A 13,210-nucleotide genomic window follows, 5' to 3' on the forward strand; every position below is an offset into this window, starting at 1 on the left:
ACCGATTCAGCTGTATAAAAGTAGCTAATCATTAAATAGTAATCGTTACGTTTTATTTGACGTTCATAACTATACAATAAGGCATAAAAAAAAGCAAGCCTTCGAAAGTTATTTTTTCGAAGGCCGACGATCTGGTACGGGGTCAAACCCGCCTTTATGAAATGGATGGCATTTTAAAATGCGCACTGCCGTTAGTAGGAAACCTTTTATGAAGCCGTGCTTTTGAAATGCTTCAAGCCCGTAATGCGAGCACGTTGGATGGAAGCGGCAAGACGGTGGCAGCATCGGCGAAATGAACTTTTGATAAAAGCGAATGAGTAAAATGGATAGCTTCTTCATCGGTCGTTCGATTCCTTACATTCTTGCTGCTCTTGTTGCCGTTTAACGTCTTGTTGGAAGGCGATAAAAGCAACTGCACCACCTACAACGAAAAATAGTAAGACGATCATAAAAATGACTGGCAATGACAATGTCATAACGTTCACCTCAAGTGGATAGAATTAGCTTTATTATAGCGCACTTCACGAAAAAAGACGTCGCCATTGTGTTTTTTACTACGCGCGATTTACAATAGAAGTGAGGTGAAGACATGTTTACATTTGAAGATTTACATGGTTGTAAAGTGGAGCTAAGCTTCACACCAAACACGTTTGCTGTCGCAAGTAAGCACGTATTAATTTTAGTGCAGCATGAAGGAAAGTGGCTAACGACGATTCATCGTAATCGCGGAACCGAGTTTCCAGGTGGCAAAGTAGAAGAAGGTGAGACATTAGCAGAAGCGGCCATTCGTGAAGTGTACGAGGAAACCGGCGTGCACGTTACGGACGTCGCGTGGTTTGCGGAATATGCGGTGCATGCGGAGCCGCTGTTTAGCAAGACGGTGTTTACAGCGCGCTTTTTATCGCAGGAGCCGCTGCCAGAGGAATACGAAACAATCGGCACAGCATGGTTAGCAGAGGACGATATTTTCCGCAGCGAACCACTTAGCTTTTATATGAAAGATGACGGCATGAAAATGTTGCTGCAAGAGGTGAAGCAGCATGATCGAAAATGGTAGTATCATCGCTGCACGTCCATACCCGTCACCGAGCAATGTAGTCAAGCTAACCGAAATTACGTATCAGTCGGGGGAATATCGGGTAAAAGGCTTACTCGCTCAACCAACGAAAGAAGGGGACTATGACGGGCTCATTTATTTGCGCGGTGGATTGCAGCATGTCGGCATGGTGCGCGCCGCACGTATCGCACAGTTTGCACAGCAAGGCTTCATCGTCTTTGCACCGTATTACCGTGGCAATCGTGGTGGGCAAGGACGCGATGAATTCGCAGGGGACGACCGCTATGATGCATTATATGCGGTCGATGTGCTAAAACAATATTATAAAGGCGATCGAATTCACGTTTACGGCTTTTCGCGCGGCGGAATGATGGCGCAATGGCTCGGTATTATGCGACAAGATGTGACATCTGTTGTAACGTGGGCAGGTGTGAGCGATGTGATGTACATGTATTACGAGCGTCTAGATATGCGTCGTACGCTGAAGCGAATCATTGGTGGCACACCGGAAAAATATACAGAGCGTTACTACGCACGTACACCGCTAATGCAATTGCATCGACTACAAGCACCATTGCTCATCATTCACGGAGAGCAGGATGCACACGTTGATGTAGAGCATGCCTACTTTTTACAAAGCTGCGCGCAAACGCTCGGTAAAGACGTGACACTTTGGCTATTTGAGTACGAAATGCATCATTTTAAACCAATTGTTAATATTGATACGGTGCGTGCATTATGCACATGGATGAAGGCACAGTAAAAAAAGGGAGTGTCCGAGAAATGATTCTTGGACACTCCCTAGCTGTTATTATTGATTTTTAGCAAATTCCACTAATTCTTGAGACATCGTATTAATTTCGTCCACCGACGCGTTCATTTGCTCTGTGAGCGCCGCCTGCATTTGAGCAAGGTCACTAATTTTCGACATTTGGTTTAAAATTGTGTCGATCGATTGCTTCATCTGCATTAATGTTTGCTCGATGTTGTCGGTTGCTTCTGCTGAGTTGACCGCAAGCTTACGTACTTCATCAGCTACGACGCCGAAGCCTTTGCCATGCTCACCTGCTCGTGCTGCTTCAATAGCTGCATTTAAGCCAAGTAAATTCGTTTGGTCTGCAATGCCTTTAATAAAGTTAGAAATGGCTTGTGTTTCATCGGCAAAGCTTTTTGCATCATTTGCGGCACCTGTCGTTTCTTCCTGTGTCGAAGCTAGCTCCTGCGCTTGTTTCGTGATGGAGCTAATACCAACGACCATTTCAGCAATCGAAGCGGATAGCTCTTCCATACGCGATGTCGTTTCCTCAACCATTAATTCTTTGCTGCGCTCTATCATAATGTCACGAATTGTACCAGCTACACGTAACGGTGCACCTTTTGCGTCGCGAAGTGTCGTACCAGTTGCATGGAACCAGCGATATTCGCCTGATTTTAGCTGTAAACGGTAATCGATATCAAACGGCGTGCGACCAGAGAAGTCCATTAAATGGTCATTAAATGCTTGTAATGCACGCTCCTTATCATCTGGATGTAAGCGGTCACTCCAAGAGCTCATGACGTTCGGGAAATCGTGCTCATCGTTGAAACCGAGCGTTTGACGGAACTGAGGGCTCCACCAAAAAGCATTTTTCGGATTGATCGGGTCACCTTGTTCTACAGTCATATCCCAAGGTGCTTCAATTAACGCTTCGTTAATTAAATCATAGCGTGTCACAAAGTTGCGTAAGTTTTCTTCCATCATATGTTGCTCGTGAATGTTTGTAATTGTCGCAATCATGCGATACGGTGTGCCATCTGAATGACGCTTGGCTGTACCGAATGTATGTACCCAGCGATATTCGCCGTCTTTAAAGCGCATTAAATGATTAACATCAAATTTTGTACGGCCTGATTTGTCATTCAAATGGGCAAGGATACGCTCCATTATTTCTGAACCGTGTGAAGGATGAACAAGATTTGTGAGCGAATCTACATGATTTGGTAACTCTTCCTCACTAAAGCCGAGCAAATGTTTTAATGTAGGATCGATGTAAAAATGGTCCTTTGCATCGTCAAATGTAGCGTTTGGCATTTCGACTTCCCAGAAACCGACATTATTAATCGTCGTTAAATTATGAAGTTTTTGACGCAGTTTGCACTCATATGTTTCGCGAAGTGCATTGATTTTATTTAAATTTGTAACGATTTGTTGCAATTGTGAATCTTCTGTTTTTAATGTGTAAGTATAATCAAATGTCCCTTGTTGAGCGAGTTGAAGCTGACGTTCACTTTCTTGTAGTAAAGCTGTTAGTGAAATTACGTGTTCTTTTTTAAAAAACAAATGAATACCTCCCATACAATATAACCTTAATTGTTATTTTGTGATAATGATAAGCTAATAGATGATAGCTTTGATATTATAAAGGAATCGAATGAGTGAAGCAATCTTAAATAATTATTTTTATGTGAAAAAAATGGCTCTTCACCATAACTTGGGGTTGCTTTTCACGTCGAGGCAGGCTTTCCGCGGGCGCGGAGGCGAACACGATGTTTGTCATGAAGGTGATGCCACATGGACGTGGCGTTTATCACCTTCCTCAAGCCTCCTCGTCATTCGTGCCTCACGACTGCGGGGTCTCGATGCTCGCGCTTTTCCCGCTGGAGTCCGCCTCTCGTTTCAAGCAACTTTTATGCGTCAACCCTAGCTTACAGTGATGAACCAAAAAAATGAAAATAGTAAGCGTGTTGATTCGCCATTCAACTGGCAGTTCGCGTATTGCGGCTCGCTTTGCCTCGGCGGTTACTCGAGGCAGATCAATTCCTGGGGCTCGGCGGCGAATACGATGTTTGTCATGAACGTTGTGCCACACGGACGTGCGTTCACCACCTTCCGCGCCTCTCCTACGTCGAGCGTCGCGGTTTACGGGGTGTTTCGACACGAGCTATTCCCCAAGTAGTCTCTCCACACGCTCCATTCATTTCCGTTTTGCTACTGAAAACAACCAATTCAACTGTATAAAAATGGCGTATTAACAAACTTGTGAAAATATAAAGAAAAAAACAATTATGTTCAAACAAAATAGCATGTAATTTTGTTGATTTTTTTAAAGTTATTATATGGAAATAATGAGAGGGGAATATAAAAACGCATTCGAAACAATAATGTCTCGAATGCGTTTTTTAGATCGCGTGTAATTATTTTACTTTTGGTGCACCTTTAGAAATAATTTCTTCAGATACGTTAGCGAATTTTTTGAAGTTTTCGCTGAATAATCCTGCTAAGTGGTTAGCTTGTGCATCATAAGCATCTTTGTCAGCCCATACATCGCGAGGGTTTAATACTTCTGATGGCACACCTTCAACAAATTGAGGAACGTGTAAGCCGAATACTTCGTCTTGTACTGTTTCTACGTCGTTTAATTTACCTTCGATTGCAGCCGTTACCATTGCACGAGTGTAAGAAAGCTTCATACGTGAACCAACGCCGTAGCCACCACCAGACCAGCCAGTGTTTACTAAAAATACTTGAGCGCCGTGCTCGTCGATTTTCTTACCTAACATGTCAGCGTAAACTGTCGCTGGAAGTGGTAAGAATGGAGAACCGAAGCATGTAGAGAATACTGGCTCTGGCTCAGTTACGCCACGCTCAGTACCTGCTAATTTTGATGTGAAACCGCTTAAGAAGTGGTACATCGCTTGCTCTTTTGTTAATTTAGAGATTGGAGGTAATACGCCAAATGCATCTGCAGTTAAGAAGATGATCGTATTTGGGTGACCTGCCACTGATGGTAATACGATATTGTCAATGTAGTCGATTGGGTACGCTACACGAGTGTTTTCTGTTAATGATCCGTCGTCGTAGTTAGGAACGCGTGTCTCTTCGTCGATTACTACGTTTTCTAATACAGCACCGAATTTAATTGCGTTGTAGATTTCTGGCTCGTTTTCAGCAGAAAGGTTGATCGTTTTTGCGTAGCAACCGCCTTCCATATTGAATACACCATTGTCTGACCAGCCGTGTTCATCGTCACCGATTAATTTACGTGCAGGATCTGCTGATAAAGTTGTTTTACCAGTACCTGATAAACCGAAGAATAATGTTACATCGCCCTCTTCACCAACGTTTGCAGAACAGTGCATTGGGAAGATGTCTTTTTGTGGTAAAATGTGGTTCATAATACCGAAAATCGATTTTTTCATTTCGCCGCCGTACTCAGTACCACCGATTAAGATGATTTTCTTTTCCATAGACGTAATGATGAATGCTTCTGAGTTTGTGCCATCAACAGCAGGGTCTGCTTTAAATGATGGTGCAGATACGATTGTGAAATCTGCAACGTGAGAAGCTAATTCTTCTTCAGTTGGGCGGATAAATAATTGATGTGCAAATAAGCTGTGCCAAGCGAATTCGTTTACTACTTGGATTGCTAAACGAGAATCTTTATCTGCGCCAGCATAACCGTTGAATACGAATAATTCGTCTTGTTGTTTTAAGTAGTTGACAACTTTCACATATAACTTATCGAATACTTCTGCAGAAATTGGTTGGTTTACTTTACCCCAATCAATTTGACCTTTAGAGCTTTCTTCTTCTACGATAAATTTATCTTTTGGTGAGCGGCCAGTGTATTTACCAGTTTCAGCACGTAATGCACCATCAACTGTTAACGTTGCTTCGCCGCGAGCTGTTGCACGTTCAACTAATTGAGGCACTGAAAGTTGTGTGCGGATATTTTGACCGTTTAAAAGTTCATTCAGTTCGTTCTTAATTTCTACTGAGTTCATTCGATTCTACCATCCTTTTATATGCTCCCAACTTTGAAAGTCGGTTTGTTATTGAAATATTAAAATTAGTATAGCACATTGATGCAATTAGTCTATACTAATATGGGATTTATTTTATCCTTTTTTTTTACTAACTCTAAAATGTTAGAAAATTGACAAAATTTAGCGCGATAGTTGACAGTACATGCTTTTTTTCGTACTATAAAACATTGAACGGATACTCTTATCCCGAGCTGGTGGAGGGTCAGGCCCTATGAAACCCGGCAACCTGCAATATACGTTACGTATAGCGTGTTGGTGCCAACCTGATGCAAGGACATTCCTTGAACGATAAGAGTGAAAGGTAAACGAGAATTGAAATCCTTTCCTCATGTAATGTGAGCGGAAGGATTTTTTATTTTAGTTGCGATTGTTAACACATTCTAACATCGTAGCGTATAAAGGGGAAGAATGTTTTTTGTTTTTCTCTATTATATATCTTTCGAATTCCTCGTGTTAAAAGCGGCAGTGGCTTGGCGTCCAATCTAAACGATGAGCGGACTAAACATGGGTAACGAGTACCGTATCAAAATTCGGGCGGGCAATTCCGTCAAGATATATAGGAGGATTCATTCCATGACACAACGTCGATTATTTACTTCAGAAAGCGTAACAGAGGGGCACCCAGATAAAATTTGTGATCAAATTTCAGATGCGATTTTAGATGCGATTTTAGCAGCAGATCCAAATGCACGCGTAGCTTGTGAAACAACGGTAACAACTGGCCTCGTATTAGTAGCAGGAGAAATTACAACGTCTACGTATGTAGATATGAAAGGAATCATTCGTGACACGGTAGCGGAAATTGGCTACACGCGTGGCAAATATGGTTTCGATGCAGAAAACTTAGCGGTGCTTGTAGCAGTAGGTGAGCAATCTCCTGATATCGCACAAGGTGTTGACCGAGCGTTAGAAGCACGTGAAGGTTCAATGACAGATGAAGAATTAGAAGCAATTGGTGCAGGCGACCAAGGTTTAATGTTTGGTTATGCATGTAACGAAACACCAGAGCTTATGCCAATGCCAATCTCATTAGCACATAAATTAGCACGTCGTTTAGCAGAAGTACGTAAAAACGGTACGCTGGATTATTTACGTCCAGATGGTAAAACGCAAGTAACCGTTGAATACGATGAAAATAACACACCAGTGCGCGTAGACACAGTTGTTATTTCAACACAGCACGATGAGGAAGCGACATTAGAGCAAATTCAAGAGGACATGAAAAAGCATGTAATCGCAGCAGTTGTGCCAGCTGAGCTACTTGACGAACATACGAAATACTTCATCAACCCAACAGGACGCTTCGTAATTGGTGGTCCTAAAGGGGATGCAGGTTTAACAGGACGTAAAATTATCGTGGATACGTATGGTGGTTACGCACGTCACGGCGGTGGTGCATTCTCTGGTAAGGACGCAACGAAGGTTGACCGTTCAGCAGCATACGCAGCACGCTACGTGGCTAAAAACATCGTTGCGGCTGGTTTAGCAGATCGCGCGGAAGTTCAGCTTGCATACGCAATTGGTGTAGCACGTCCGGTATCAATTGCGGTTGATACGTTCGGTACAGGCAAAGTCGATTCAGAGCAAATCGTTGAGTGGATTCGTGAAGAGTTCGATTTACGCCCAGCAGGTATCATTAAAATGTTAGATTTACGCCGCCCAATTTACAAGCAAACTGCAGCGTACGGTCACTTCGGTCGCACGGACTTAAATGTGCCGTGGGAAGCGACAGATAAAGCGGACATTTTAAGAGCAAAAGCAGGTTTATAATAATATAGAAAAAACGGCAGAAGGATTCGTTCCCTCTGCCGTTTTTTTGTTGTATGTAGTTCGTGAAAACAAGCGATTTAGCCGTATAAAGAGGGCTAATCAACAGAATTGTTGCGAAAGATTTGTTGCTCGCAGTAAAGAACAACAGAATTACTTCACTTCCGCTGTTTGAAGTGATTTGTAGTATTGCCCTTTTTCCACATATTCGCGAATGATGCGATCCATGTCTTTACGGTCTTCTTCAGTAATTTCACGAATGACCTTTACTGGTGAGCCCATTGCGAGCATGTTCGGTGGGATTTTTTTTCCTGGTGGGACTAAGCTACCGGCACCGATAAATGCACCTTCACCAATTTCAGCACCGTCTAACACGATTGAACCCATGCCGATTAATGCGCGTTTTTTAATTGTACAGCTATGTAATGTAACTTGGTGACCTACCGTTACTTCATCTTCAATAATAAGTGGAGCAAGTGGGCTTTGATGTAAGCAACTTAAATCTTGAATGCTTACGCGTTCGCCGATAATCGTTTTGTTTACGTCACCACGGATGACCGTGTTAAACCAAATTGTTGATTCCGCACCGATTGTAACATCGCCTGTAATTGTTACGTAGTCTGCAATAAATGCTGATGGGTCAATTTGTGGAGTTTTATCTTTGTATGGGTAAATCATCGCCAACACTTCCTTTTTCAATTAGTATATGTATGTACATCGTAACAAACTATACATTGAAAGGAAACAAAAGAATAAATTTTTCGAACAGTGTATAATGGAAGCAATGGAGGGTTGATTATGTGGAAATGGGAAGCACAAGGAACACCAAAAGCGGTAATTGCCATTATACATAGCGCATACGAATATCATTATTGGTATATGTGGCTAATCGACCGATTACGTGCACAAGGATATGAAGTAGTAATGGGGGACTTACCAGGGCATGGTGATGCAATGCGTCGTGAGCTTGTTCATTATGCGAAGTTTACGCAATATAAAGTGTTTGTACAGCAAACGCTTCAAGTCGCAGCAAAAGAGCAGCTACCGGTGTTTGTAATCGGTCAAGGACTTGGCGCAACGCTTGTTATGGACGCATTACATAAAACGCAAGTAGAAGTCGCCGGCGCTGTGTTAATATCACCTTGGCTACAGTTGGAAACGACGCCAAGTAAATTATCCGGTGCGCTTGCAAGCATGTCCAAAATTGCAGGTAATATGAGGTTGAATCATGGCATTACGTTAAAGGATGTGACGACGGAGCCACATCGATATGAAAACTTCGAGGATCCTTCTATTTATAGCACAACAATTACCGTTAGCTGGTATCATGAGCTGCAGTCGTTAATGCGAGATATGTACACGGTGCCGGCTGACGAAATGCCTGACCAGCCGATGTTAGTAATGACAGGGGGATTAGACCGCATTACGAATACAGATGCGACGAGACGTTGGTTAACAAGGCAAACGCTTACAGAGTTTCAATTTAAGCGGTGGGCAAACAGCTCGCACAATTTGCATATGGCATTGGAGCGTGAAGAGATTTTACGTTATATGACGGATTTCTTTGCGAATGCACTTCGCTCGCTCGGCTATATTGTAGAATAATTTGTACTATAACAGAAGCAACTTTTATGATGACACACATACGTGAGGCTGCGATAAAAAACAACTTGTTAAGCGATTGCGCGACAAGTTGTTTTTTTGTTCTGTACTAATTGAAGCATTGCAATGTTGTAGCTTTTGTAATATATTGAATTTTAAGACTACTTAATTTAAAAAGGAGACGGTCAGAAAGTAATTATATAAAGGGGGCTATAATATGGAAGCATTCATTAGTTGGTTGAACGGCATTTTGTGGGGACCGTGGATGATTTATGGTATTTTAGTTGTTGGACTATTTTTCTCGATTTTAACGAAATTTGTACAAATTCGTTTAGTAAAAGATATGGTAAAGCTTATGTTTAAAGGTGAAAAATCAGAAGCGGGTGTGTCGTCGTTCCAGGCGTTATCGATCGCGTTGTCTGGTCGTGTCGGCACAGGTAACATCGTCGGTACCGCTTCAGCAATCGCATTTGGTGGTCCAGGAGCAGTGTTTTGGATGTGGGCGACAGCGTTTATAGGTGCTTCAACAGCGTACGTGGAGTCAACGCTTGCGCAAATTTATAAAGAGAAAAAAGACGGGCTATATCGCGGCGGTCCAGCGTTTTATATCGAAAAAGGGATCGGCATTCGTTGGTTCGGGATTGTGTTTGCGGTATGTGCGATTGTCGCGATGGCGTTTTTAATGCCTGGCGTGCAATCAAATGCGATTTCAGGTGCGGTAACGAATGCGTTTAACATTCCAGCTTGGGTAACAGGTACAGTTCTTGTTGTATTACTTGCTTTTATCATTATCGGTGGTGTTAAGCGTATTGCGAACTTCGCGCAGCTTGTCGTACCGTTTATGGCGTTAGCGTACATTTTAATGGCGGTCATCGTAATTATTATGAACATTTCCGAAGTGCCAGCAGTGTTCGGATTGATTTTCCGCAGTGCATTTAATGTAGATGCAACGTTTGGTGGGATGCTCGGTGCCGCAATTGCGTGGGGCGTAAAGCGTGCGATTTATTCAAATGAAGCAGGACAAGGAACAGGACCTCACCCAGCAGCGGCAGCGGAAGTATCGCACCCTGCAAAGCAAGGACTTGTGCAAGCAGCTTCAGTTTACATTGACACGTTATTAGTATGTTCAGCAACAGCGTTAATGATTTTGTTTATGGGCACGTATAACACGAACGTCATGGATGCAGACGGCGAGCAAATTGTTGAGCATCTACCGGGTGTTGATCAAAATGGCTTTACACAAGCAGCAGTAAATGCAGCATTCCCAGCGTTTGAAGGCTTCGGTTCGGCATTCGTAGCAATTGCACTATTTTTCTTTGCATTCACAACACTCGTTGCGTACTACTACATTGCAGAAACGAACGTCACTTATATATTAGGTAATCGATCGTCAACCGTTGCAATGTGGATTTTAAAAATTGTGCTGCTTGCTTCCGCATTTTACGGTACGGTGCGCACGAGTGACTTAGCATGGGCGTTCGGTGACGTCGGGCTTGGCTTAATGGTATGGGTAAACATCATTGCATGTTTAATTTTAACGAAGCCAGCGATTGCAGCATTGCGCGATTACGAGGCACAAAAGAAAGCTGGTAAGGACCCAGTGTTTGACCCGCATAAGCTTGGCATTAAAAATGCAGATTTCTGGGACGAGTATCGTAAAGACCACCCAGAACGTTATGAAGATTAAGCTGTGTTGAGGCTTGTCTTTACAGTTTGGTTATTACGTTGCTTGAAATAAGAGGCGGACGCCCGCGGAAAAAGCGAAAATTCTTTTTGCGACGAGTAACCGCAGGAGCAATTCTTTTTGCGACGAGTAACCGCAGGAGCATGAGACTTGAGACCCGGCAGCGTAGCGAGGCGGCTCAAGCTACGCCCGCGGAAAGCTTGCCTCGACGTGAAAAGCAACTGAAAGGGGATGAGAAAGTCATGATGGCTTTCTCATCCCCTTTTGTGTTTATTGCTCAGGCAATTCCTTCACCTTTTGTAATGCGATAACAAACGGTGGGTCATTTTGCTGATTTAAAAATTGATATTTTAGCACATGCACATGCTTTTGTGGCAGACGTGACACGTAATCAATAACAGCGTCGCGCTCCTCCTTGCCGCCTTCATGCCCATGATAAATAACGAGCACGATTATGCCGTCAATCGTCAGCAACTTTAGTAGCTCCTCAATAGCGGTAATTGTCGTGTTCGGCTTCGTAATGATGTCGTGGTCGCTACCTGGTAAATAGCCTAAGTTAAATACGGCAGCGCTCACTGGCTTCGTCACATATTTCGCGACGTTTTCGTGTCCGTCTTTCAGTACGAGTGCGCGGTGCTCAAGCCCTTCATCGAGCAGGCGAAGAAGTGTCGCATCGACCGCCTCCTTTTGCACATCAAACGCATACACTTGTCCATTGTCACCGACGAGCTTCGCTAAAAAAAGCGTATCGTGCCCATTGCCAGCTGTGGCGTCGACGACTGTTGCACCTTCTTCAATTGCATCTGCAAGCAAGTCTTGTGCGTATTGTAATACACGTTTAAGCTTCATCATTTACTACCTCGTTGTAACGTTTTCCTTGCCAGCTGCCACGACGCTCAAGCTCTGCGTCGATGCCGTTTAGCACTTCCCATTTGTTGACGCTCCACATCGGACCAATCATTAAATCAATCGGACCGTCGCCTGTAATGCGGTGGATGATCATGTCGGGCGGTAAAATTTCAAGCTGGTCTGCCACAAGTTGTACGTACTCGCCTTGATCCATAAATTCGAGCATCCCTTTTTCGTATTGCTTAACCATCGGCGTACCTTTTAATAAGTGTAGCAGATGGATTTTAATGCCTTGAACGTCGAGCTTTGCAACTTCGCGCGCTGTTTCCATCATCATGTCGTAGTCTTCTAGCGGCAAGCCGTTAATGATATGTGTTACGACGCGAATGCCGTGCTTGCGCAGTTTGTTGACACCTTCAACGTATGTTGCGTAGTCGTGCGCGCGGTTAATTAAGCTCGCTGTTTTTTCATGCACCGTTTGTAAGCCGAGCTCGACCCACAAATACGTGCGCTCATTTAGTTCAGCTAAATATTCCACGACATCGTCTGGCAAGCAGTCCGGGCGCGTTGCAATCGACAAGCCCATTACCCCTTCGCAAGCAAGAGCCGCTTCGAATTTTTCTTTCAGGACTGGGAGCGGTGCGTGCGTGTTCGTATACGCTTGGAAGTACGCCATCGTTAAGCCGTTTTTCCATTTGTGTTCCATTTTTTCTTTAATTTGTTCGAACTGCACAGCAATCGGATCGACTTTATTGCCGGCGAAGTCACCAGAGCCAGCTGCCGAACAAAACGTACAGCCGCCGAATGCGACCGTGCCGTCACGGTTTGGGCAATCGAAGCCAGCATCGAGTGCGACTTTGTATACTTTCTTGCCAAATTCATTTCGTAAATAACGGTTCCATGTATAATAACGCTTTCCATCTGATGGGAAAGGGAAGTTTGTTTCTGTCATTGTTCTTCACTCCTTAACGCTTTATTGTACCATGTGAGGCGCACACGTCCATAATTTTGATGCGTAAAAAACAAACGCTTGTGATTTTGTGTAGATTCGATTAAAATTAATGCCAATACACAACGACTATGAAGAGGAATAGTAGCGATTGGCGTTTTTTCAGAGAGTTAGCGGTTGGTGCGAGCTAATAAAACAATGACGTGAACTCGCCTTGGAGTCTGCAAGTAGTGGAATAAAACACGAATTGCCGTTTTCTCTGCGTTAAAGAGCTTAAGTTGAGTGGTTACACTAAATTGGGTGGTACCGCGGGAGAATCGCATTATGCTCTCGTCCCTTTCCTGTTATGGCAGGCGAGGGGCGGGATTTTTTTATTTCACGAATTTTCAGTTATTTTAAGTGGTATGGATTATTTTGTAACAGCTATGTTGAATGCATAGGCGTTTGCATGGCTGGTAGCGAAGCGGCGAGACTCCTAGGGGAACAGCTCGTGACT

Annotated in this window: 12 protein-coding genes, 1 riboswitch and 1 other annotated feature; of the genes, 5 read left to right on the plus strand and 7 right to left on the minus strand. The window is 43.5% G+C overall.

The window, feature by feature from the left end; genetic code table 11:
* Positions 1-108 precede the first annotated feature (108 nt).
* Together yidD and A6K76_RS16720 are read right to left on the minus strand one after the other, a co-directional pair.
* Positions 109-339, minus strand: a complete 231-nt coding sequence (gene yidD / locus A6K76_RS03390) for a membrane protein insertion efficiency factor YidD (RefSeq protein WP_066462121.1) — start codon at positions 337-339, stop codon at positions 109-111.
* Positions 336-476: a hypothetical protein gene (locus A6K76_RS16720; protein WP_169817977.1), complete on the minus strand. Its 141-nt coding sequence runs from the start codon at positions 474-476 to the stop codon at positions 336-338. Before A6K76_RS16720 ends, yidD begins: the two co-directional genes overlap by 4 nt.
* A gap of 113 nt (positions 477-589) precedes the next feature.
* On the opposite strand from A6K76_RS16720, the gene A6K76_RS03395 reads away from it, so the two are divergent.
* A complete protein-coding gene (locus A6K76_RS03395) occupies positions 590-1,057 on the plus strand; it encodes an NUDIX domain-containing protein (protein ID WP_066462122.1) in 468 nt (155 codons plus the stop codon).
* Positions 1,041-1,820, plus strand: coding sequence for an alpha/beta hydrolase family protein (locus tag A6K76_RS03400; RefSeq protein WP_066462124.1), 780 nt, complete (start codon positions 1,041-1,043; stop codon positions 1,818-1,820). The genes A6K76_RS03395 and A6K76_RS03400 overlap by 17 nt, the downstream gene beginning before the upstream one ends.
* Before the next feature lie 48 nt (positions 1,821-1,868).
* Here the strand turns inward: A6K76_RS03400 and A6K76_RS17170 are convergent, their stop codons facing one another.
* Positions 1,869-3,377 (minus strand): methyl-accepting chemotaxis protein, encoded by a 1,509-nt coding sequence (locus A6K76_RS17170; protein WP_066462126.1) that lies wholly within the window; start codon positions 3,375-3,377, stop codon positions 1,869-1,871.
* An 854-nt stretch (positions 3,378-4,231) separates the two neighbouring features.
* Positions 4,232-5,821 (minus strand): phosphoenolpyruvate carboxykinase (ATP), encoded by a 1,590-nt coding sequence (gene pckA, locus A6K76_RS03410; protein WP_066462128.1) that lies wholly within the window; start codon positions 5,819-5,821, stop codon positions 4,232-4,234.
* Positions 5,822-6,041: 220 nt separating this feature from the next.
* Positions 6,042-6,158, plus strand: a riboswitch (SAM riboswitch).
* Positions 6,159-6,436: 278 nt separating this feature from the next.
* Here pckA and metK point away from each other — a divergent pair.
* Positions 6,437-7,633 (plus strand): methionine adenosyltransferase, encoded by a 1,197-nt coding sequence (gene metK / locus A6K76_RS03415; RefSeq protein ID WP_066462130.1) that lies wholly within the window; start codon positions 6,437-6,439, stop codon positions 7,631-7,633.
* Between the two features lie 150 nt (positions 7,634-7,783).
* On the opposite strand, the gene A6K76_RS03420 is transcribed toward metK, so the two are convergent.
* A complete protein-coding gene (locus A6K76_RS03420) occupies positions 7,784-8,308 on the minus strand; it encodes a gamma carbonic anhydrase (RefSeq protein ID WP_066462132.1) in 525 nt (174 codons plus the stop codon).
* Between the two features lie 120 nt (positions 8,309-8,428).
* On the opposite strand from A6K76_RS03420, the gene A6K76_RS03425 reads away from it, so the two are divergent.
* Together A6K76_RS03425 and A6K76_RS03430 are read left to right on the plus strand one after the other, a co-directional pair.
* Positions 8,429-9,235 (plus strand): alpha/beta hydrolase, encoded by an 807-nt coding sequence (locus A6K76_RS03425; RefSeq protein ID WP_066462134.1) that lies wholly within the window; start codon positions 8,429-8,431, stop codon positions 9,233-9,235.
* A gap of 214 nt (positions 9,236-9,449) precedes the next feature.
* Positions 9,450-10,919, plus strand: a complete 1,470-nt coding sequence (locus A6K76_RS03430) for an alanine/glycine:cation symporter family protein (RefSeq protein WP_066462136.1) — start codon at positions 9,450-9,452, stop codon at positions 10,917-10,919.
* 267 nt (positions 10,920-11,186) lie between these two features.
* On the opposite strand, the gene mnmM is transcribed toward A6K76_RS03430, so the two are convergent.
* A complete protein-coding gene (mnmM, locus tag A6K76_RS03435) occupies positions 11,187-11,765 on the minus strand; it encodes a tRNA 5-(aminomethyl)-2-thiouridylate-methyltransferase MnmM (protein ID WP_066462188.1) in 579 nt (192 codons plus the stop codon).
* Complete coding sequence (mnmL, locus tag A6K76_RS03440; protein ID WP_066462138.1) at positions 11,755-12,717, minus strand: tRNA modification radical SAM protein MnmL/YtqA; 963 nt, start codon at positions 12,715-12,717, stop codon at positions 11,755-11,757. The genes mnmM and mnmL overlap by 11 nt, the downstream gene beginning before the upstream one ends.
* 119 nt (positions 12,718-12,836) lie before the next feature.
* Positions 12,837-13,055 (plus strand) — a binding site (T-box leader).
* Positions 13,056-13,210 lie beyond the last annotated feature (155 nt).

Source organism: Caryophanon latum, from assembly GCF_001700325.1.
GTDB classification, from domain to species: domain Bacteria; phylum Bacillota; class Bacilli; order Bacillales_A; family Planococcaceae; genus Caryophanon; species Caryophanon latum.